Source organism: Balneola sp. (assembly GCA_003712055.1).
Lineage (GTDB): Bacteria > Bacteroidota > Rhodothermia > Balneolales > Balneolaceae > RHLJ01.
In genome coordinates this window covers 758547-781105 of the sequence record RHLJ01000001.1, presented here as the reverse complement: position 1 = coordinate 781105, position 22559 = coordinate 758547, and the positions used below count along the sequence as shown (strand labels likewise).

The following is a 22559-nucleotide window of genomic DNA, read 5'->3' as shown; positions in this document are numbered from 1 at the left end:
TAATCAAAACTCATACCCCAACTCTTAATACTAATTATTCTACGTTTTGAACCTGTTCTCGAATTTGCTCAAGCATTTCTTTTGCTTTTACTACATGATGAGCAATTTCTGAATCATTAGCTTTTGAACCAATGGTATTGAGTTCTCTGTTGATTTCCTGTGTTAGAAAATTCAATCTTCGACCAGCCGGTTCCGGTTGTTCAATAGCTTCAATAAAGAATTTTAAATGCGCTTTAAGTCGCACAGTTTCTTCTGTGATATCCATTTTATCAGCCATGATAACCACTTCCATTTCTAGTCTTTCTTCGTCAATAGAGTCGTCATCAATCAATTGCTTAATTCGGTCGTGAAGTTTTTTTCGAACTTCCTGGCTACGTCCGTCTGTTATAGATTGTATTTCACTAAGTGCTTCATCGATGGATTGGATTCGCTCCATCAAATCTTGTTTAAGTTGAGCACCTTCCTGTGAGCGCATTTCCTCGAGGTTCTGGATAGCAAGCTTTGTAGCCTGTTTAACAAGTTCCCATTTATGTTTTAGAGAAGATTCGTCTTCTTCTTGAGTTATAAATACGTCTCCAAAACTAGTTATGCTTTTCAGTTCAAGAGGTTCTCTGATACCAGCAGCTTCTCTTAATTTGTTTAGTAAATCGGCGTATGCCTTTGCTTTTTTCGTATCTACTTCGATGGAGGGAACATGCGTTTCCTGAGTAGCAAGGTTAACAATCACATTTAGTTTTCCCCGATTTACCGATTTCTGAATAAGTTCTTTTAATTCCAGCTCCATATGTTGGAGTCGTTGAGGTAATCTTGTAGAAATATCTAAATAGCGGCTATTGAGAGATTTAATTTCAACTGTGGCGTTGAGTCCGTTGTCAGCGGCCTCACCTCGCCCGAAGCCTGTCATTGAGGTAATCATGGAAACAAACTGAGATGATAATGAGCAAGAAGGTAAGAAACCCAAGGGAGTCATGAAACAAAGTGATTGGCATGAAGCAGGGTTTTAGTATCTTTTGCGCTTCTATGAACATACTTGGAATTTCAGCTTTTTATCACGATTCAGCGGCCTGTTTGGTACAGAATGGGAAAATTATTGCAGCCGCCCAGGAAGAACGATTTACACGGAAAAAACATGATGAGCAATTTCCTGTTCATGCGGTCACTTTTTGTTTAGAGGAAGCCGGACTTAGCATTGATGAACTGGATGCCATTGTTTTTTATGATAAGCCGTTCTTGAAGTTTGAGCGTTTACTTGAGACGTATCTTTCCTTTGCTCCAAAAGGAATCAGATCATTTATTGTTGCGATACCTGTATGGTTGAAGGAGAAAATGTTCCTAAAAAAGCTCATTTATGATGAGTTGAAGAAAGTAGGGGACTATGAAAAATCGGAAGTCAATCTTCTATTTCCCGAACATCACCTGAGTCATGCAGCAAGTGCGTTTTATCCATCGAAGTTTGAAGAAGCAGCTATTCTAACTATTGATGGGGTGGGAGAATGGGCAACGGCTTCCATTAGTCATGGAAAAGGAAAGGAGATCACCATTTTAAAAGAGCTACAGTTTCCTCACTCGTTAGGATTGCTGTATTCGGCGTTTACTTACTTCCTAGGGTTTAAGGTGAACTCCGGTGAATATAAGTTAATGGGGCTCGCTCCATATGGAAATCCCAATTCATCATTGATTGAAGAATACATCACCAAAATAAAGAGCGAGCTTGTGGATATTAGGGATGATGGTTCTATTTGGCTAAACCAGGATTACTTTAGCTATGCTACCGGATTAAGAATGGTGAATGATAAAAAATGGGAGACGTTATTTGGGTTTCCAAAAAGGGAAGGGGAGTCAGAACTTCTGCAACATGAAGCAGATCTGGCACTGGCCATTCAACAAGTAACCGAAGAAATAGTTATTAAAATGGCTGCGCACGCAAAAGAACTTACTGGATGCGATGCTATTTGTATGGCAGGAGGAGTAGCACTTAACTGTGTGGCTAATGGTAAGCTTCAAAATGAGGGAATCTTCAAAGAAGTATATATCCAACCAGCAGCAGGGGATGCAGGAGGAGCTGTAGGTGCAGCGTTAGCAGCGCAACACATTTATTTCGAAAAAGATCGTAACCCTGAAGCTCCTGATTCTATGCAGGGTGCTTTACTGGGCCCGGAATTTTACTCCATTGATATTGAACGCTCGCTCAAAAAGTTTAAGCCTGTTTCAAAGAAATATGATGAGGGAGATCTCTATCCTAAAGTGGCGGAATTATTGGATGAAGGAAATGTAATAGGATGGTTTCAAGGGGCAATGGAATTTGGCCCAAGAGCACTAGGCGGCAGGAGTATTATTGCTGATCCACGAAGAATGGATATGCAGAAGAAGCTGAATCTGAAGATTAAATACCGGGAGTCATTTCGGCCATTTGCTCCTTCTGTGTTAGCAGAAGATGCATCAGAGTACTTCGAGCTTGATTCTGACTCTCCATACATGCTACTCGTTCAACCTGTAAGGGAGAAATATAGAGCCGAGTTACCAGGCAACTACAACGAATTACCACTTCGAGAAAAGCTTGCTGTGAAGAGATCAGATTTTCCTGCTGTTACTCATATAGATTTTTCAGCTAGAATTCAGACGGTACATAAAGAGACTAATCCCAGATACTGGAAGCTAATTTCCGAATTCAAAAAGCTGAGTGGTTTTGGAATGGTGGTTAATACCAGCTTTAATGTAAGGGGTGAGCCCATTGTCTGTACTCCGGAGGATGCTTACCGATGTTTTATGAATACAGAGATGGATTATCTGGTGATTGGTGAGTATGTTTTTGTGAAATCAGACCAGCCCGAATGGACTGAGAAAATGATATTTGAAAAAGATTGATTGTTAACTAATTGTCATCCTGAGCATACCTGCGAAGGATCTGATTGAGTATCCGATTAGATTCTTCGTCAGTAGCCTCAGAATGACTTATACTATTATGGATTTACTGAAAGATCTATGGGGGTTCATGAAAGAACGAAAGAAGTTCTGGCTGGCTCCGGTTATTGTAATTTTATTATTACTCGGATTTTTAATCGTAATTGGAGGGGGATCATCTATCGCTCCATTCATTTATACCTTGTTCTAAGAAGCCATTATGCTCCCAAAGCGAGATATCAATTTCATCAAGAATGACCCTGAAACAGCTAAAACCCAGCTGGTAATTGTAGTCGGGCTATTGGTATTAGCGGCCATTTTCCAGAATGAAAAGATAGTGTTTGCTTCACTGGCAATTGGGTTGATAAGTCTGATTATTCCCCCGGCGGGACACTGGATAGTGTGGGGATGGTTTAAGCTTGCGGAAGTTCTGAGTAGGGTAATGAATCCGCTCATACTCAGCCTGGTCTACTTTTTGTTTATTTCTCCCATCGCCATTCTATTTCGTTTATTTGGCAACGACCCAATGCGCCTCAAAGACAATAAAGGCAGCATGTATGAGCTACGAGAAAAGACCTACACTAAAGAAGATTTAGAGAAGCCCTGGTAGATTTCTGATTATAGATCGTTTAAGAAGGTAATCGGATTTAAATAAAACATCTTCTTCCAACCTTGAGGTGAACTATCAATTCTCCATATGTAAGGTATTAGTGTCATTATTGAGTAGTGGATATGAGGTTGTTTACCTGCTGCATTTCCTGAGTTACCAACTATACCGATAATTTTATTCGGAGAGACAAATTCTAAAAAGGATACGGAGGAAGATTGAAGATGAGCGTAATAATGGATCCTCCATTTTGGTCCCAAAATCAAAACAAAATTTCCTCCCTTGGAAAGATGCCCTCTTCCAATTACTAAACCATGCGTTGCTGATACAACTTCAACACCCTTTTTATTAGTAAAGATGTCAACACCTTTATGAGCACCAGAACCACTCCAGGGATAGTACCAAAAGGAATCCTGGTTATAGTCACTTTTTGTAGCTTGATAGACAGGCATTACAAACGTTTGAGGAATTAAAAGACCTATAAGCAAGATCAATGACGCACAATAAAGAAATTTTTTCATACCAGTACTTTTTGAACTGGTAATCTAGTTACGGTAAAAAGTTCCTCCAGGGTTTTTAGCCAAGTTAATTATGAAATCCCCGAAAAAAGTCTCCCCTCTAAGGGGAGACATTCGCAGAGATTTTTTTGAGGAGATATTATTTGTCTAATAACCTTCTATGGTAATTTATCTGCCCCAGATGATAGAGCATGTGGCTGTATAAATGCAGGAAAAACCATTCATTGGTTATTACGCCACCAAAAAGTTCGATAGGGTAGTCTTTCTTGATTTCTTCGTCAGTCATTCCTTCTAGCGTACCTGTAACAGAGGCAATGGCGTCATCAATTCTTGTGTATAACTCTTCTGTGCTCACCCGACCATTAAATTCAAATTCTCGGTCTCTTGAATAACCCGTATCCCCGAGTATTCCACCAAAGAAATGTTGAATGTTTCCAGCTATGTGAAGAGCCAGGTTACCGGCGTTGTTATTAATTCCATCCGCTTTTTGCCAGATAGCTTCTTCTGAGGAATAAGCTTCAATTTCTGCTTTTACTTTGGGCAAATCGCGTTCGAATAATTGGGAGAGGGTCTGTGATAGCATGGGTCTTGTTATGGGGCATTCTGAGGCTACTGCCGAAGAATCTAATCGGATACTCAATCAGATCCTTCGCAAGTATGCTCAGGATGGCGGTTAGAAGTTATTGTGGTTCACTTTCAACTTTCTTCAAGCTAACGGCGTTTACACAATATCGCAAACCACTAGGCTCAGGGCCATCAGGGAATACATGCCCTAAATGGGCGTCACAGGTATTGCATAGGATCTCAATTCGGACCATTCCATGTGTAAAGTCTCCCTCATAAGCCACAGCGTTTTCTTTTACCGGCTGGGTAAAGGAAGGCCACCCAGAAAAGCTTTCGAACTTGGTATTTGAATCAAAGAGGAGGGTACCGCAACAGATGCATTCATACTCACCTGGTTCGAAACGGCTACACATCTCACTAGAATAAGGCCGCTCGGTTCCTTTAAGTCTGGTGATGGCGTATTGGTTATCAGTTAGTATGGCTTTCCATTCTTCAGGTGATTTTTCAACTCTTCTATCTGGTTTAGGATTGCCATTTTTTGCAAATAATTGAACGTCTTTCCAGTTAAGCATAATCATACTATTAGTCATCCTGAGCGAAAGCGAAGGATCTAAACGGACACCCGATTAGATTCTTCGTCCCGAAAGTTTTCGGGATCAGAATGACGATTAAATTATTTCAATAAAGCTCTGATTTTATTGGCGAAGCCTTCCGCTGCTTCCGGAGATTTTCCTTCAGAGTAAATTCTCACAATGGGTTCCGTATTTGATTTTCGAAGGTGAACCCAGCCTTCCTCAAAATCTACTTTTACCCCATCAATCGTATTTGGATTGAGCGAAGCATAGTGATCTTTGACCATAGCCAGTACTTCATCCGCATCTTTGCCTAAATCATCAAGCTGAATTTTACTCTTACTCATGTAGTAATTGGTGAATTCTGCCCGGTACTCTGAGGAAGCAATAGCCCGGTTTGCAAGTTGTTGTACTACACAGGCAATGCCTACTAAAGCATCTCTTCCGTAATGCAGATCGGGGACTATAATACCTCCGCTTCCTTCACCACCTACTACTGCATCTACTTCCTGCATCTTTTTCACCACATTAATTTCTCCAACGGCTGATCGATAGCAGGTTTGATCATAGTTAGCGCTTACTTCATCTGCAATACGAGAGGAGGAGAGATTGGTAGCTGTAGCTCCGGGTTTTTTATCCAGAATGAAGTCGAACACAGAAGCTTGAGTATATTCTTCTCCAAATAGAACGCCCTTGTCATCAACCAGTGCAAGTCGATCAGCATCCGGATCGGTTACCACTCCCAGGTCGGCACCAGTTTCTTTTACCAGTTCACAAATCTCGGTAAGATGTTCAGGAAGAGGCTCGGGGTTGTGCGGAAATAAACCATTAGGAGTACAGTGGATTTTATGGATCTTAGTAACTCCCAGTTTTTCTAGTAGCATGGGCACAGCTAAGGAACCTGCACCATTCACAGCATCAACAGCTACTGAAAGCTTTGCCTCATTGATTATATTAGCATCTATATAAGGGAGATCCAGGATTTCACGAATATGATCATTTAGAAGCTCATCATCAGTAGAAACCGAGCCAATGTTATCATAAGTTTGATAATTGAATGCTCCTTTTTCAGAAATATCGAGCATCTCCATGCCCTGATCGGCATCCATGAACTCACTGGTAGAGTTGAGTAATTTGAGTGCATTCCATTGTGCTGGATTATGACTTGCAGAAATTATAATTCCGCCAGCTGCTTCATGTTTTAGTACTCCCATGGCCACGGTTGGGGTTGGTACAATACCTACTTTAATTACATCACACCCCACACTCATAAGTGTGGAAGCAACGATCTGCTCGCAGAGTTCTCCAGTAACACGAGAATCTCGCCCTAGCACTACTTTTCCTCCATTAAGCCAAGTACCGTAAGCAGCGGTAAAACGGGCTAAGTTTTCGGGGGTCAGATCAGTTCCAAAAATACCCCTTATCCCCGAAACAGATACCATTAACGCCATATTATTCTCCTCTTTGTTGGATTATTACTCCCATTAATTGTTGTCTCCAGTTCCCTAATCCCGGAAAGTTTGGACTTAGTTCCAAAGCTCTATCAGCAATTTCCAGTGCTTTTTGAAGTTGCCCATCATTAAAATAAGCTCCTGATAAATTATATAGCATCTGAACATCTCTGGGATTCAGTCTTCGAGATGCCTCAAGGTAGGCAATCCCCTGAGAAGCATTTCCTTTTTGCACTTCAATTGCCCCTAGCATTTTTGTTACAAAGGCATCATTCGGATTGATCTCATAAGCTTTAGTTAGTAAAGGCTCTGCTCCACCAAAATTATTTTGATCCAACAAGATACGTGCGGCAAAAATATAAGGTGATTCATTCCAGGGTTGATTTCGGATAAGCCCATAGTATTCACGGAGTGCTTTATCGTTTTGCCGAGTACTGGTATAAAACTCAGCCAACTTCACTTTCCCTTCATCCCATCTTAGATTAGCATGTACGGTATAGAAAGCAAGACTATCGGCAACTCCTAGAGGTTTATAATCTCTTTGGTAGAGATCTTGATTCCCCTCCAGTACAAATGGAAAACCCTGTTTCAGTGTTTCAATTCGATGCCATGCTACCCGATTATCAAATTCCGACAAATACATCAAATCTTTGTAGCTATTAAGACCGCGCGCCGGTTCTAGCTCGTAATAGTCCAATATCGTTTCAGAAAATGAACGTCCTATGATGAAATAGCCTTGTTGATTCGGATGAAGGTGTTCGAGCATTAAATCAAAACCGATAATACCATCTCTAGTATATCTTACTAATTCTTCATGCGCAGGTACATAGATGACGGATTCACTTTCATCAGCCTTTTCTGCAATGATTTCATTTATCCTTGAGGGGGCCCGGAATTTTAATCCGTCCAGATCTTTTGCAAGAGTGAATTTTTCTAGAGCCTGTTCAAAATCTCGATTCTCATAGGCTGAATCTGCTTCATTGAACACCTGTTGTGCCGGTAATTGCTCCCCGTCTTCCACAGATACGAAAGGAGAGTGGTCCTTAAGGTTACTCGCAACGCTTCCAAGAAAAACGGGAATTCCTTTTCGTTGAAACCGTGAGATAATGGCATCAAGGTTACTTTCAAACTGGCCCATTGCTAATTCATATTGAGGGCTTTCAAGTTCTATGGAGCGGGAATCCACAATACGTTCCATTAGTGTAGCTGATTGATCGATCTTTTCACCCGAAAACTTCTCGGAAAACCAAATTCCTGAATCAACAATAACAGTTCTAAGCAGCATAAAAGTTTTGAAACGCTGCAATTTTAAATAGAACCGCACGAATCCAGGAAAAGCACCAAGGTTTTCATTTGAACCTACACCAAGTGCTCCATAAAACTCATTATGCCCAGCATAAATCATGATGGCATCGGGTTGCTGAGCAATGATCTCATCAACCTGATCGAATAAGGTATAGGAGCTAATCGCGGAAATCCCCACGTTTACAACTTCTACATGTTTATCAGGCATCGCATCAGTGAGTACATCCTGAACTACCCTGGAGTAGGTACCATTAAATCCATATGGGTATCCGGCTGCACTTGAGCCGCCCATGGCAAAAACTCGAAATCCATTTTCTGGTTTTTCCTCTAGAAATGCATCGATAGAAGGATTGGGGATTGTTTTGGTATAGAAAAAATACCGGGCTGCAAAGTTGGGATTAGGCATCAGATATTCTTCACTTCCCACTCCAGGATCGTAGAACAGATCAGTGTCGCCCAGGTAATTGATGCTTCTTAAAACGATCTCTATGATCAGGAAGAATAAAACCGGGATTGAAAATGTAATAGTGTAAAAGAGGGCCTTTTTTTTTGCTGAAAGAGGGGCTTTCGGCTGGCTCGTTTTCTTAGAATTCTTTTTTGCCATACCTATTTCTTAGGAATCCATGGGGTTTCTTCGGTACCTGAAGCATGATTTTCATACCTGGCAAGAACGAATAGGAAATCCGAAAGTCGGTTCAGATACTTAATGGCTTCCGGATAAACATACTCATCATTAGCACATGAAACGGTAATTCGTTCAGCTCTTCGACAAACAGTTCTGGCAAAATGTAAGGTAGATGCCGCCTGAGTACCACCAGGGAGGATGAAGGATTTCAACCCAGGTAACTCCTCTTCGAGAGAGTCGATGCTCTTTTCCAGATATTCAATGTCTTTATCAGATATACGATCAATTCTAACTTCCCTTGAAACCGGAGTGGCAAGGTCTGCTCCCAATACAAATAATTGATATTGAATTTCTCCAAGCAACTCATTCGTTTTTGAGGAATGCGGAAAGGATAATACCATCCCGATTACAGAGTTTAATTCGTCGACGGTACCGTAAGCTGAAATTCTGTAAGAATTTTTTTCTACAGTTTGCCCGCCAAAAAGGGAAGTCATCCCTTTATCACCTTTTTTTGTGTATATCTTCATGAATTCAAAATAGAGTTTTCGCTAAACATAATCTTTGTTCCGTGGGTTTCTTCTTGTACAAATTCAACTTAACATTATTCTGAAACTTCACTTGTGGACAAATACTATTTATGAAAAAAATCCTCCCCGCTCTTTTCTTACTTCTTGGTTTCTCATCGGCTGCGTTTTCTCAGACTAATATCGAAACTGGCTATGATGTATTAAATGCCATGCATGCCAAATACGAGGGCAAGTGGTATAAGCACCTGACTTTTCTCCAAAAGACTTCATTCTATGGGCAGGATGGAAGCATTCAACGAACACAAGATTGGTACGAAGCCCTCACTCTTCCAGGAAAACTGGCCATTCGATTTGATGAGAAACAAAGTGTAAATGGAATCTTGTTCAATAATGGCATGCAGTATGGCTATGCTAATGGTCAAAAAATCCAGGAAGTAGAGCGGGTTCATGAATTACTGGTGCTGGGGTTTGATGTGTATCATCAATCACCGGATGAAACAGCTATCCAGTTGGCTAATCGTGGTTTTAATCTGGAGGCGATGTATGAAGGTGAATGGCAGGGTAGAGAAGTGTATGTAATTGGTACTGCTCAACCTGATACTACTATTCCCCAATTCTGGATAGATAAAGAGCGATTGGTATTCGTTCGGAATTTTACGGTCGGCAGGCAGAATACCATCCAGGAAGTACAGTTCAATAACTATGAGCGACTTGGGGGTGGCTGGATTGCTCCAGAGGTAATTTTTAAAGCCAATGGCTTTATGGGCTTGCTCGAAGAATACACTCAAATTCAACTTCCGGACACCCTAAATCAGGAAATCTTCGACCCTGAGCTTTTCCCCGAAACAATCTGGGACTAGATAAAGGCTAGAATAAATCTCCCCTCTAGGGGAGACCGATAAATCAAGTGTTCTTGATTTATCGTGTGGGGTGAAGAACACCCCACTACTTATCAAATAAAACTCTCTCCTAAATCCTCAAACGCAATTTCTCGGTACTCCAGCTTTTCAAGTGCTGCTATGAACCCCTCAACTAAATCCACTTTACAGGCAAAAAGGATGGTTACGTTCTCTGTGTATTCTGATGCTTTGTTGATAAGCTGGAAAGTCTGGACGAGAGGGTTTATGGTATTTTCTTCGGAATAGGGGTAGCTCACCTGAACCAGTTTAACAGCTAGTACTTCTTTGAGTTCAGCTTTTTCAATACATAATAGTGCACTTTCTCCATAGGCTTTGATGAGTCCGGGCTTACCCAGTTTAGTACCTCCAAAATATCGAACTACTACAGCTCCGCAATTAACCAGTTCTTTGGACTTGAGTTGGTTCAAAATGGGAAGCCCCGCTGTACCAGATGGCTCTCCGTCATCACTTGAGAATTCTTTTACGTGATTTGGATCAACCCGGTAAGCGTAGCAATGATGAGAAGCATCTGAATATTTTTTCTTCAGGATTTCCAGCTGTTCACGGAAGGTACTTTCCGAATCACATGGAAATAAAAAACCATAAAACTTTGATCCTAGCTCTCTGAGATCGGACTGTATTTCGTGTAGTATTGTATTCAAAAGAGCATGTTTTTGAAGGCTTGAAAATACCTCTCGAAGTCTAAGTCTCAAAACGATTATTTAGAGTCTTTCTATCTTGCCATTAGTACCCGAAAAACCGATTTTCAGTGCCGTATTTAATGATTCTAAAGTTTCAAAAAAAATTGAAACTTCACGTTTAAAACTCGTGTTTTTAGAACTAACTAAACTAACCAAGCCAAATTAATGCCTTCGATTAAACAAGCGCTAAGCTCACAGGTCGGCAGGAAAATCATGACCGGAATAACCGGGATTGGATTGATGCTCTTTTTGATAGGCCACCTGGGCGGTAACCTTACAATTTTCGGTACAGCCGACGCTTTTAATATTTACACTAAAACACTGATGGATCTCGGTCCGCTTCTTTATGTGATAGAAGCCGGACTAGCCTTCTTCTTTTTATACCATACGGTTTTGGGAGTTTCGATATGGTTGGGAAGAAGAAAAGCCAGACCAAAAGGATATGACACTTATAAGACGAAGGGAGGTGCCAGTCATCAAAGTCTTGCTTCAAGAAGTATGATCATCTCCGGGTCGGTTATCTTCATTTTTCTAGTCCTTCATATCATTCATTTCAAGTTTGGTGCTGATTACTCCACTATGATTGATGGTGAGCAGGCTCGTGATCTTAGAAAACTTGTTATTGAAGAATTTCAGAAAACCTGGATAGTTATTGGATATGTGTTCGTTCTCGCTTTGACTATTCTGCATTTATCTCATGGTTTTTGGAGTGCATTTACTTCACTTGGAATGAAGCATGGCGATACTTCGAAAAAAATGCAGCTAGCTGCGTATGCTTTTGGGATTATTTTGATGCTCGGATTTATTTTTATCCCGCTGTATATCTACTTCACAGGCGGCGAAGGTTCATTAATCAGTTATTAAGGGAGTTAGGAAATGAAATTAGACGGACAAATACCTGAAGGACCATTAGAACAGAAATGGAGCCTTCATAAAAAGAACATGAAGCTGGTTGCTCCTAATAACCGCCGGAAATATGAGGTGATTATTGTTGGGACCGGATTAGCAGGTGGAGCTGCAGCGGCTAGTTTAGCAGAGATGGGCTATAAAGTAAAGAGCTTTTGTATCCAGGATTCAGCCCGGAGGGCGCACTCCATTGCTGCACAAGGTGGAATTAATGCTGCTAAGAACTATCCAAATGATGGGGATAGCGTCTGGAGATTATTTTATGATACCATCAAAGGTGGTGACTACCGCTCCCGTGAAGCAAATGTTTACCGCTTAGCTGAAGTAGCTAATAATATTATTGACCAGGCAGTAGCTCAGGGTGTTCCTTTTGCGCGTGAGTATTCTGGTTTACTAGCCAATCGTTCTTTTGGTGGAGCACAGGTATCCAGAACATTTTATGCGCGAGGCCAAACAGGCCAGCAATTATTGCTGGGAGCCTACCAGGCTATGATGAGACAAGTGCAGGAAGGTGGTGTGGAATATTATCCGCGGCATGAGATGCTTGAAGTAGTGATTATTGATGGTAAAGCTCGTGGAATAATCACTCGTGATTTGGTTTCTGGTGAAATCAAGCGATGGGAAGCAGACGCGGTTGTACTCGCAACTGGCGGATATGGCAACGTGTTCTATCTTTCAACCAATGCAAAAAATTCGAACGTAACAGCAGCATGGAGAGCCCATAGAAAAGGAGCATTATTTGCTAATCCATGTTTCGTGCAGGTTCACCCAACTTGTATCCCGGTTTCGGGTGACTATCAATCTAAGCTTACTTTAATGAGTGAGAGTTTGAGAAACGATGGTCGGGTTTGGGTTCCGAGAAAGAAAGGGGATGATCGACATCCTAACGATATTCCTGATGAAGAGCGCTATTACTATTTGGAAGAACGATACCCAAGTTTTGGTAACCTGGTTCCTCGTGATGTGGCTTCAAGAAATGCAAAGCTAGTATGTGATGACGGTTTAGGAGTTGGAGAAACCGGGCTTGCAGTATATCTCGACTTCAGGGATGCCATCAACCGAGATGGATTAGATACTATTTCTGCTAAGTATGGCAACCTCTTTGATATGTATCACAATATCGCTGGTGAGAATCCATACAAACAGCCAATGAAGATTTATCCTGCTGTGCATTATACGATGGGCGGTCTTTGGGTCGATTATAACCTAATGACCACTGTTCCTGGGTTGTTTGCTACCGGCGAAGCAAACTTCTCTGATCACGGTGCAAACCGATTAGGAGCTAGTGCGTTGATGCAGGGTCTTTCGGATGGCTATTTTGTTCTTCCAGCTACTATTGGAAACTATTTAGCAGACGAGAAAATTGGACTTCGATATGGTACCGATCATGAGGAGTTTGAAAAAATCGCCAATGAAGCACAGGCAAGAATCGACAAGCTTCTAAGCATTAAAGGGAAACGAACTATTATCGATTTCCACAGAACGCTTGGAAAAATTGTTTGGGATAAAATTGGAATTTCAAGAACCAAAGAAGGACTGGAATCAGCCATTAAGGAAATCCAGGAACTTCGGGAAGAATTCTGGACCAATGTTTATGTGCCTGGAGAAGCAAACAACTACAATAAGTATTTGGAGTTTGCCGGAAGGGTAGCCGATTTCTTCGAGCTGGCTGAGCTGATGGCACATGATGCTTTGGACAGAGAAGAGTCTTGTGGATGCCATTTACGGGAAGAATTCCAGACTGAAGAAGGGGAGGCCGTCAGAAATGATCAGGACTTCTCTTATGTGTCAGCATGGGAGTTCAACGCAGTAAATGGAAAACTTGATGAAACTTTACATAAAGAAAATTTAGAGTTCGAGTTTGTCGAATTGAAACAAAGATCTTATAAATAAAAGCCACTAAATCACAAAAGCACGAATAAAGATAAATTTTGTGTTTCCGTGTTTTTGTGGCAAATAATTGAATTATGAGTAAAGAAATGACCATTCATCTTAAGTACTGGAGGCAAAACGGGCCTACCGCAAAAGGGTACTTTGAGGAAAAGACACTTAACTCGGTGAACGAGCACATGTCTTTTCTGGAAATGCTTGATGTACTAAACGAAGAGCTCCAGCTAGAAGGCAAAGACCCTGTTGAATTCGATTACGATTGTCGTGAAGGTATTTGCGGTTCATGTAATTTGGTAATTAATGGACAGGCTCATGGCCCTAAAGACAAAACAGCTTGCTGCCAATTACACATGAGGATGTATAATGATGGTGATTCAATCACTATTGAGCCTCCAAGAGCAGCTGCGTTCCCGGTGATCAAAGATTTAGTAGTTGATCGATCTGGTTTCGACCGCATAATTGAAGCTGGTGGCTATGTATCTGTAAAAACAGGATCTGCCCAGGAAGCGAATTCAACTCCTATTGAAAAGGAGAAGTCTGATATCGCTTTCGACTATGCGACCTGTATTGGATGCGGTGCTTGTGTAGCTGCATGTCCTAATGCTTCAGCTTCATTATTTACCGGCGCTAAAATTGCTCACCTCGCTTTAATGCCTCAGGGTGAAGTGGAAAGGAGTAATCGTGTAGTCGCAATGGTAGATCAAATGAAGGAGGAAGGTTTTGGCGATTGCTCCAATTTTGGAGAATGCGAAGCCGTTTGCCCACAAGGGATATCCATTTCTGCAATCGCTGAAATGCGCCGCGACTATGTGAAGGCATTATTTAGCTGATTTTAGCCTTATCCAAATTTTTAAAGCCATCCTGTTATCAGGGTGGCTTTTTTTACGAAAAGATATTAGTAACTAAAATAGAATTTTGATATTTACAGGGTAAGAATCCTGTGACTATGATTGACTATCTATTCGAACCTTATAACGCTCCATTCCTGTACGCTCTCTATTTTATGTTGGGGATACTTGGCCTTGAAATTCTTTCATTGATAGCAGGTCTAGGCCTATCAGAAATTGTCGATAACCTATTTGATGCTACTGATGTTGGTCTTGATAACGAAATTGATGCAGATGTAGAAATCGAAGGGAATTTCATCACTAAATATATAGCATGGATCAAGGTTAAGAATGTTCCTATGCTGATTCTTGTAATTGTATTCTTGGCTTCTTTTTCAATTACAGGCTTTGTCGGGCAAAGCGCATTGGTTCGATTTTTTGATTTTGTACTTCCAACATGGGCATCTATCCTTGGCTTTGGGCTAGCAGCCGTACCAGGTTATTATTGGGTATCGAAATTTCTGGGCGAAAAACTTTTTAAAGAAGAAACTTCTGCTGTTTCAGAAAAAACTTTTCTTGGACAAACGGCAGAGATAAATATGGGTACAGCTAAGTTAGGTTTACCAGCAGAAGCCAAGTTAAAAGATCAATATGGTCAGCTTCACTATTTCTTAGTTGAACCAGAAACAGATGGAGAAGAATTTGAACAGGGTACAAAAGTTCAATTGATCAGGAAAGAAAACAACTCATTCAAAGCAATAAAACTAAAACAATAGACCATTATGGAAATCATAACCTCTAATGATATTCTCTTAATTATAGGAATAGCAGTTGTCGCGCTATTAATTATCGGGCTTGTATTTGCACGATTATACAAAAGAGCCTCTAAAGAACTTTCATTTGTCCGAACGGGATTTGGCGGACAAAAAGTAATTATGAATGGAGGAGCCTTGGTATTTCCGGTTCTTCATGAAGTAATAACTGTAAATATGAATACGATTCGCTTGGTTGTTTCAAGAAAGAACGAGCAGGCCTTGATTACCAGGGATCGAATGAGAGTAGATGCTACTGCAGAATTCTATCTCAGGGTAAAACCGGAAGTTGATGCTATTGCATTTGCAGCTCAAACCCTTGGTCAGAGAACTATTTCTCCGGATCAGTTAAAGGAGTTGATGGAGGGTAAATTCGTAGATGCCTTACGTGCAGTAGCTGCCGAAATGGGGATGGAAGAGCTGCATGAAAAGCGGACTGATTTTGTTCAAAAAGTGCAAAATGCGGTAAAGGCCGATCTGGAGAAGAATGGTCTGGAACTTGAAACTGTATCACTGACTGGCCTGGATCAGACTGACAAGCAATACTTTAATGCGAACAATGCGTTTGATGCTCAGGGTTTAACTAAGCTCACCGAAACAATTGAAGAGAAGAAGAAGGTGAGAAATGATATTGAGCAGAATACCTCGGTTGCTATAAAGAAAAAGGATCTGGAAGCAGAAAAAGAACGCCTTGAACTAGAACGGGAAGAAGAATTTGCCCGAGCAGCTCAACAACGTGCAATTGCTAACCAGGCAGCGGTTGAAGCAACCTCTATTGCAAAGGAAAAAGCCGAAAACGATAAGATATCGCAGGAAGCTGAAATTGTTGCTCAGAAGGAAGTAGAAACAGCTAAAATCAAGGCTAACCGGGAAATAGATGAGGAGCGGATTCTTAATGAACAAGCCATCAAAGAAAGAGATATCGAGCGAGAGAAAACAGTAGAAATTACTGATCAGGATCGTGATATCGCTGTTGCTGATAAATCAAAAGAACGATCGAAAGCAGAAAAAGAAGCGAGATTAGCTGAAGCAGAAGCTGTTGCTGCATCCGAGAAAGTGATCACTGCGAAAGAAACAGAAGTAGCAAACAGGAATAAGCAAATTGCGGTAATTAAAGCTACTGAAGAAGCTGAAGAAAAGGCCGTAAGTGTTAAAGTTGCCGCTGCAGCTGAAAAAACTGCCGCCCTTGATAAAGCTGCTGCAATTAAAACTACGGCAGATGCCGAAGCAGAGGCCATTAAGATCAAAGCAACAGCAGATGAAGAACGTTATAAGGTAGAAGCAGAAGGTAATGAGAAGTTAAACTCAGCCGAGAATGTGCTTTCGGATGAAATCATTCAGATGCGTATTCAAATTGAAAAGATCAAACACGCTGCCTCTATAATCGAAGCAAGTGTGAAGCCTATTGAAGCTATCAGTGATATGAAAGTAGTGAATGTTGGCGGACTCAACGGATTAATGGGTAGCGGTGGAGTTGGTAACGGTTACTCAGGAAATGGGCATGGTTCCGGAAATATGGCCGAAGACCTGGTAAACAGTTTGCTGAAATACAGGGGACTTGCACCTATTGTAGATAACATACTTCATGAAGTAGGAATTGAACCTGGATCTCTTAAAGGGCTTACCCAAACTCTTGAAAATGGCACAGCGAAATCTAGTCAGCCTGAACCAGTTCAGGAAAAAGAGGTTGAGGTAAAAGCAGAGGAGGTTATTTCCGAAGAAGTCAAAGCTCCATCAAAAAATGGTGATGTAAAGGAGTCTCCTTCAGAAGAAGAGGAAGAGTCCTAGAATTTGACTGATCAAAATTAAAAGCCACCCTGACAATGGGGTGGCTTTTTTTATAGAGTTTGATTGTTAAAAGATTATTCTGTTTATTTGATCTCCATTTAGAAACATAATATGAAAGAAACGAATCTAGGTGAATTTCAGGAGGTAATACTTCTTGTTATTCTTTCACAGGAAAACAGAACATATGGAGCTGAAATCCAGAGAGTATTAAAAGAAGATTTGGATAGAACCATAAGCAGGGGCTCGTTGCACACTGCTTTGACACGCCTTGAACAAAAAGGTTTCATTACTTCCGAAATAGGTGGTGCTACCAGGGAAAGAGGAGGGAGGAGGAAGAAATTCTTTTCGGTTAGCAATAGCGGGAGAGCATCCCTGATCGAAGCCAGGGAAATTCGAGAGCGACTCTGGAATAAAGTACCCCAGGTTGTTTTAAAAGGAATTTGAGGAGGTTAATATGGGGAATCGATATCCAAAGTACTTTAAAGCTCTATTTGAGTGGTTCTGCAAGCCAGAACTGTTTGAAGAATTACAGGGAGATTTAGAAGAAGAGTACAATACCAGGCTTGAAAGCAAAGGAAGAAAAAATGCTGCCTGGAATTACAGGAAAGAAGTCATGTTTATGTTTCGCCCTTCTGTGCTAAAACCCTTCAAGTTAGAGTCAGTTAGTTTTAGTACTGGTTATATGTTTGGCAACTACATAAAAACTGCAACTCGAAATATTAAAAAGAGTGCCCTTTTCTCTGGTATAAATATAATCGGATTATCAGTTAGTATGGCTGTTGGTTTAATTCTGATTTCAGGCATTAACTATCAGTTTTCCTTTGATCAGTTTCATGTAAATAAAGACCGTATTTATAGAGTTACTACTGAGGTACAAGATGCATATTTCGGAACTTCATTATATGCAACTGCTCCTGTTGCTTTAGCAGAAGATTATTTTGAAAACAATGAGTCAATTGATGAACTGGTTAGAATCAGGTCAGATTTCAGTGGAGTAGGAAAAACCGAAAGTAAAACGCTACCTGTATCAGGGTTATACGCCGATGCATCTTTCTTTCGCATATTTTCTTTTGATCTACTTGAAGGAAGCCCTATTACAGCTCTGGAAAGTCCAAATTCAATTATTCTAACTGAGGAAACGGCAAAGCGTTTGTTTGATGATGAATCTGCTATGGGTAAGGTAATCGATTTCGAAAGCCATGGATTGTTTCAGGTAACCGGAATAGTGCAGAATCCTCCTAAAAACTCACATATTCAGTTTAATTCCCTGGTGTCTTATTCTACCATTGATAACCTGGTTAGTGAGGATAGCAGGTATTCATATCTGAACTCATACGAGAACCTAAATTCCGGATATGTGTATGTGATGCTTAATGATAAATCGAATCATAAAGTTGTCGAATCTGGTTTATCGAGTTTAGCTACACAAATTTCTGAACGGATTTCGAATAAAAGTTATCAATATTCATTACAGCCGTTAAGTAAAATAACACCGGGTAAGTCGCATCTTAATCATATTGGTACTGAGCTAGATATACTACTTCTTATCATTTTGTCATCTCTTGTAGGCGTGATCATACTCTCAACATGTTTCAACTATACTAATTTATCAGTAGCCAGAGCATTAGGAAGAACAAAAGAAGTTGCAATAAGAAAGACCTTAGGTGGCAGCAGGTTCCAGGTATTCCTACAGTTTATCATTGAAGCCATAGTCATTTCGTTGCTTTCTCTGGTTGTTGCGGTAACAATTTCATTTTCAATAAAGCCTTTTTTCTATTCCTTAAGCAGCGAAGTTCAGTTCCTGTTTCCATTTGAAATTACCCCGATGGTGGTTGTCTATTTTCTGTTATTTGCTGTGATGGTTGGGATAATAGCAGGGATTTTGCCAGCCTTGATGCTGTCTAAGCAAAAGGTTCTTAAGCTCCTGAAAGGAGTAGGTCAATTCCAGTTGTTTAAGTTCCTGAATGTTAGGAAAAGCTTGATCATCCTTCAGTTTACACTTTCTCTGATATGCATAATTTTCGCTTCCTTTATCATGAAGCAGTTCAATTACTCTGTAAACTTTGATATGGGATTTCAAAGAGATCAGATTTTGAATATCAGGTTACAAGGTACTGACAGCCAAATAGTTAAAGATGAGTTTTCTAAAATCCCGGAAATAAGTTCGATCTCTATGTCGTCAGGATATTTGGGGGTTGGATCAAGAAGCAGAGCATGGATGAATAACGAATTCTCGAGCGACTCCGTAATTGTGAATTATATGTCAGTGGATCCAAACTATATCGAAAATCATTCTATCCCATTGGTGGCTGGTAGGGGGTTTAACGAGTTTGACTACGAGAGTGAAGATGAATTAATCATCATTAACCAGAGATTTATCGAAGAGTTTAACTTAGGAAACCCTGTAGATGCAATCGATAAGGTAATATATAGTCCGACCAATTATGCATATCGAATAATTGGGGTGACCAGTGATTTTCACTATGACCGACTCAGGAATCCCATTGGGAGTTTTTTCTTTATCTACGAGCCTGAAATATTCCAGTACGCTAACTTCAAAGTGGTAACCACCGATATCCCATCATTGATGGAAAAGGTTCAAATATCCTGGATTCGGGTAAACAAGAACTTTGATCTATACTCTGAATTTTATGACGAGAGAGTTGAGGAAGCATATAGTTTCTATAAAATAGCCTTTGGGATTATTGGCTTGGCTACATTATTAACGGTTCTAATTGCATCAATTGGACTATTGGGAATTGTTGTTTATACAAGCCAAACAAGAAGAAAAGAAGTAGCCATTAGAAAAGTTCTCGGTGCGGATGAAAAAGGGCTGGTGTATTTATTATCTAAGAGTTTCTTGACGATGCTTTTCTGGGCATCTGGTCTATCGGTCCTGATAACCTATTTGTTTTTCACATTCGTTCTGTTTCCCCAGGAAACCTATCATGCAAAAATTGGTTTTTGGGATTTTGGAATAGGGGTTTTTATTATTCTTGGGTTAGGATTATTAACAACAACAACTCAAACACTAAGAGTTGCTCGTTCAAACCCGGTCGAATCCATTCAAAACGAGTGATTTATTATTATTTTCTATCTAGAAGCCCTGAAAAAGCAATTTTAGTTCCGAATTGAACTTGTACAAAATTATTCTGAGCCAGGCTATTTCCTGAAAAGAAGGGTTTAAACCGAAAGAAAATTTTGCTAGATGAATCATCAAGTGGATAATAATCCAATGTACTTTCAAAATTATGAATAAATACATGTTTCCTTTCTTTCACCATCGCGTTTTTCCAAATTTGCTGAAATGAAAGTTTATAGGCCAAAGATATCCCAAAATTTTTCCCTTTTTTTGTATCAAAACTAAGTTTAGTAAAATAGATCGTTTGATTTACATCCGTAGATTGATTGTCAGCTAGTTTTATATTGCTTGTTCGCGCCCACTCCAGCCCCACATCTAGTTTTAGATCATGGATTTTGTTTCTTCGGAATACATTCCACCCTACTCCAAAGTTAGCTTCATTTAATCTTAATAGTTTTAGTCTATCAATTGTTGTGTCAGTAGAGGCGATTTTTAAACTATCAGTACTTGAATCAAATTTTGAGATTTTTGCATACGGAGTCATTGAATTAGAAAGAATAACCCATGAATTGTTATTACTTTCGGAATTTAGAATAAATTTTGTGCTTACTTCTGTCTGTAATATCCCATTAGCTTCATCACTTAAGCCAAGTAAATCCGAATAAACCTCTGCATTAATAGTTTTATTCAAGTCTCCATAGCTCGAAAGAAAAACCTGATTAGAACCTGACGAATCGGGAAGCGTAATTTCTATATCAGAAGGATAAAGGATTTGGTCACCTAAAGTATAATATTCAAGAAAATCCCATGGTTTAATAAAGAGCTGATTTCTTTTAATGTTATTTCTTACAGTAAGATGATTTTGCCTTGCCTTTTCTGAATAATAACTGGTTAATGAAATAGGGTTAGTACTATTTTCAAATATTAAAGAACCTTTTTCGCTATTCATATTTGAAGTTTCTAGTACCAAGAATTTTATAAAACCATCTTCAATTGCAATATTTGCTCCAATTATATTTAGAAGAGAGTCTGTTTTAATTAACTGGCCTTTATCAGGCTTACTAGGGTCTCTAAAATTTCGATTGCCTATTATTGATGCAATCCCAATAGGAGGAATTAATACTTTTACTAAGCCTTTTGAGTAAAACCTTTTTTTTCCTCTTTGTTTTGGTTTCAATGAGTTTTCATATCGGTAGATATATATGGGTTGTTCTTTCAGCTTCAGTAAGCCAACACTAACATCTTTTTTATTTTTTGTTGTCAGAATTAGGGACGTATTTTCTATCTGATCGGAACAAGAAGAAAGAGTTTGATCTGATATTTTTATAAGAATATGATTATCAAAAGGCTGTATTTTTTCGTTATAAGGAATCTCAAGAGTAAAATATTCTTCTTCATTATTTATAGCATCATTTTTAATCTCAATCTTATAGTAGACCGTATCTAACTTGTTTAGCTCATGCCTATTTGGAATTAGTTCTAAGGTGTCACTTAGAATAAAATCAATCCCAATTTTTGCAGTTCCTCTGCCAATGTCTTTTCCCAGAGATTCAAACTTAGTGGCATCTCCCTTAAGCTTTTTTACCAAAAATGGAATTTCATGAGTACATGTGGAAGATGATACAGTCGGGAGAAATAATTCAGTAAGAACGGTGTCTTTATTTAAAGTTCTTATCTCCCACTCATATTCTTGTCCTTTTGTCGAACCAAAAAAAATGAAAATTATAAATACTACCCCGATTAATTTTTTCATGATACCCTATTTAATTACTAACCAATTTATTACAATAGTTTAGTCTCAATTAAAAATTTTACAAGCTATAAATCTATTCAACTGATTTTAAATGATGTAAATTCAAAGAACCAGATAATTGTTGATTAATTTTTTTAAAAGCTCTGCAACCATACTTTACCTTTCACCGCATAAGCATGCCGTTTAGAATTAATGAATAAGTATGGCAGTTAATCTTTCTAGAAAGCTAAAGTTTATCCTCTTCGGATTACTCCCCTTTTCAATTCTTATTTTTTTTGTAGCAACAGGGTATCACCATGTTCCGGTTGATATGACTCTTGGCTCATGTATTAAAGACTATACAAGCCCTTCGACGTATATGAAGCGCCCAAGCCCGTTACAAACCCTTGATTTCGAACTTGAAGGAGATCGGGTGTTAGTTTGTTATGGAAGTCCTTCGGCGAGGGAAAGAAAGGTATTCGGAGGTATTGTTCCTTATGACCGACTCTGGAGATTCGGAGCCAATGAACCTACTCGATTATATACCTCTACCGATTTAGTAATAGGGGAAGTGGTAGTACCAAAAGGAAGATATTCAGTATATGCGATACCAGGTGAATACAGTTGGGAGGTGTTTATTTCAACATCCACTTTTCATTGGGGCAATGTTATCAATCGAAGTGTACGTGAGAATGAAATTGGTAGCTTTGATATACAACCCGAATCCAACGATTCTTTTGTAGAGAGCTTCACCATTCGATTTGAAGAAGCCGAACTTCTAGTTGAATGGGAGAACACCAGGTTAAGGATACCAGTTACGAATATTAGAGAGGGGTAATCGTAGAAGTAAGA

Annotated in this window: 20 protein-coding genes; 11 read left to right on the top strand and 9 right to left on the bottom strand. The window is 39.7% G+C overall.

Going from position 1 to position 22559, the window contains the following annotated elements:
- Nucleotides 1-34: 34 nt before the first annotated feature.
- On the bottom strand, nucleotides 35-916 hold the full coding sequence (locus ED557_03460) for a YicC family protein (protein ID RNC86158.1): 882 nt from the start codon (nucleotides 914-916) through the stop codon (nucleotides 35-37).
- 104 nt (nucleotides 917-1020) lie between these two features.
- Here ED557_03460 and ED557_03455 point away from each other — a divergent pair, with 104 nt between their 5' ends.
- Together ED557_03455 and ED557_03450 are read left to right on the top strand one after the other, a co-directional pair.
- Nucleotides 1021-2865 (top strand): hypothetical protein, encoded by a 1845-nt coding sequence (locus ED557_03455; GenBank protein RNC86157.1) that lies wholly within the window; start codon nucleotides 1021-1023, stop codon nucleotides 2863-2865.
- A gap of 253 nt (nucleotides 2866-3118) precedes the next feature.
- Complete coding sequence (locus ED557_03450; GenBank protein ID RNC85843.1) at nucleotides 3119-3511, top strand: hypothetical protein; 393 nt, start codon at nucleotides 3119-3121, stop codon at nucleotides 3509-3511.
- Nucleotides 3512-3519: 8 nt separating this feature from the next.
- Here ED557_03450 and ED557_03445 read toward each other — a convergent pair whose 3' ends face one another.
- The 6 genes from ED557_03445 to ED557_03420 form a co-directional block, all read right to left on the bottom strand.
- Nucleotides 3520-4029 carry a M23 family metallopeptidase gene (locus ED557_03445; GenBank protein RNC85842.1) on the bottom strand — a complete coding sequence of 170 codons (510 nt, stop codon included), beginning with the start codon at nucleotides 4027-4029 and terminating at the stop codon, nucleotides 3520-3522.
- Between the two features lie 136 nt (nucleotides 4030-4165).
- Nucleotides 4166-4609, bottom strand: coding sequence for a DinB family protein (locus ED557_03440; GenBank protein RNC85841.1), 444 nt, complete (start codon nucleotides 4607-4609; stop codon nucleotides 4166-4168).
- A 97-nt stretch (nucleotides 4610-4706) separates the two neighbouring features.
- Nucleotides 4707-5162 carry a peptide-methionine (R)-S-oxide reductase gene (gene msrB, locus ED557_03435; protein ID RNC86156.1) on the bottom strand — a complete coding sequence of 152 codons (456 nt, stop codon included), beginning with the start codon at nucleotides 5160-5162 and terminating at the stop codon, nucleotides 4707-4709.
- A 101-nt stretch (nucleotides 5163-5263) separates the two neighbouring features.
- Complete coding sequence (gene glmM / locus ED557_03430) at nucleotides 5264-6613, bottom strand: phosphoglucosamine mutase (protein ID RNC85840.1); 1350 nt, start codon at nucleotides 6611-6613, stop codon at nucleotides 5264-5266.
- A 1-nt stretch (nucleotide 6614) separates the two neighbouring features.
- The gene (locus ED557_03425) at nucleotides 6615-8522 is read right to left on the bottom strand and encodes a hypothetical protein (protein RNC85839.1); all 1908 of its coding nucleotides are present in this window, start codon (nucleotides 8520-8522) and stop codon (nucleotides 6615-6617) included.
- A gap of 2 nt (nucleotides 8523-8524) precedes the next feature.
- Complete coding sequence (locus ED557_03420; GenBank protein RNC85838.1) at nucleotides 8525-9070, bottom strand: cob(I)yrinic acid a,c-diamide adenosyltransferase; 546 nt, start codon at nucleotides 9068-9070, stop codon at nucleotides 8525-8527.
- Between the two features lie 110 nt (nucleotides 9071-9180).
- Here ED557_03420 and ED557_03415 point away from each other — a divergent pair, with 110 nt between their 5' ends.
- Nucleotides 9181-9930, top strand: coding sequence for a hypothetical protein (locus ED557_03415; protein ID RNC85837.1), 750 nt, complete (start codon nucleotides 9181-9183; stop codon nucleotides 9928-9930).
- Between the two features lie 92 nt (nucleotides 9931-10022).
- Here the strand turns inward: ED557_03415 and ED557_03410 are convergent, their stop codons facing one another.
- Nucleotides 10023-10682: a DUF1949 domain-containing protein gene (locus tag ED557_03410; GenBank protein RNC85836.1), complete on the bottom strand. Its 660-nt coding sequence runs from the start codon at nucleotides 10680-10682 to the stop codon at nucleotides 10023-10025.
- 153 nt (nucleotides 10683-10835) lie between these two features.
- On the opposite strand from ED557_03410, the gene ED557_03405 reads away from it, so the two are divergent.
- The 7 genes from ED557_03405 to ED557_03375 all read left to right on the top strand — a co-directional run bounded on the left by ED557_03405 (nucleotide 10836) and on the right by ED557_03375 (nucleotide 19972).
- Nucleotides 10836-11534 (top strand): hypothetical protein, encoded by a 699-nt coding sequence (locus ED557_03405; GenBank protein RNC85835.1) that lies wholly within the window; start codon nucleotides 10836-10838, stop codon nucleotides 11532-11534.
- Between the two features lie 12 nt (nucleotides 11535-11546).
- Nucleotides 11547-13469, top strand: a complete 1923-nt coding sequence (locus ED557_03400; protein RNC85834.1) for a fumarate reductase/succinate dehydrogenase flavoprotein subunit — start codon at nucleotides 11547-11549, stop codon at nucleotides 13467-13469.
- Nucleotides 13470-13543: 74 nt separating this feature from the next.
- Nucleotides 13544-14296 carry a succinate dehydrogenase/fumarate reductase iron-sulfur subunit gene (locus ED557_03395; GenBank protein RNC85833.1) on the top strand — a complete coding sequence of 251 codons (753 nt, stop codon included), beginning with the start codon at nucleotides 13544-13546 and terminating at the stop codon, nucleotides 14294-14296.
- Between the two features lie 110 nt (nucleotides 14297-14406).
- Nucleotides 14407-15069, top strand: coding sequence for a DUF1449 family protein (locus ED557_03390; GenBank protein ID RNC85832.1), 663 nt, complete (start codon nucleotides 14407-14409; stop codon nucleotides 15067-15069).
- Between the two features lie 6 nt (nucleotides 15070-15075).
- Entirely contained in the window at nucleotides 15076-16893 is a 1818-nt protein-coding gene (locus ED557_03385) for a flotillin family protein (protein RNC85831.1), read from the top strand.
- Between the two features lie 111 nt (nucleotides 16894-17004).
- Nucleotides 17005-17337: a PadR family transcriptional regulator gene (locus tag ED557_03380; GenBank protein ID RNC85830.1), complete on the top strand. Its 333-nt coding sequence runs from the start codon at nucleotides 17005-17007 to the stop codon at nucleotides 17335-17337.
- A gap of 10 nt (nucleotides 17338-17347) precedes the next feature.
- Entirely contained in the window at nucleotides 17348-19972 is a 2625-nt protein-coding gene (locus tag ED557_03375; protein RNC85829.1) for an ABC transporter permease, read from the top strand.
- Between the two features lie 7 nt (nucleotides 19973-19979).
- Here the strand turns inward: ED557_03375 and ED557_03370 are convergent, their stop codons facing one another.
- Entirely contained in the window at nucleotides 19980-21728 is a 1749-nt protein-coding gene (locus ED557_03370) for a hypothetical protein (protein RNC85828.1), read from the bottom strand.
- Nucleotides 21729-21930: 202 nt separating this feature from the next.
- Here ED557_03370 and ED557_03365 point away from each other — a divergent pair, with 202 nt between their 5' ends.
- On the top strand, nucleotides 21931-22545 hold the full coding sequence (locus ED557_03365) for a DUF2911 domain-containing protein (GenBank protein RNC85827.1): 615 nt from the start codon (nucleotides 21931-21933) through the stop codon (nucleotides 22543-22545).
- The last annotated feature ends 14 nt before the right edge of the window (nucleotides 22546-22559 follow it).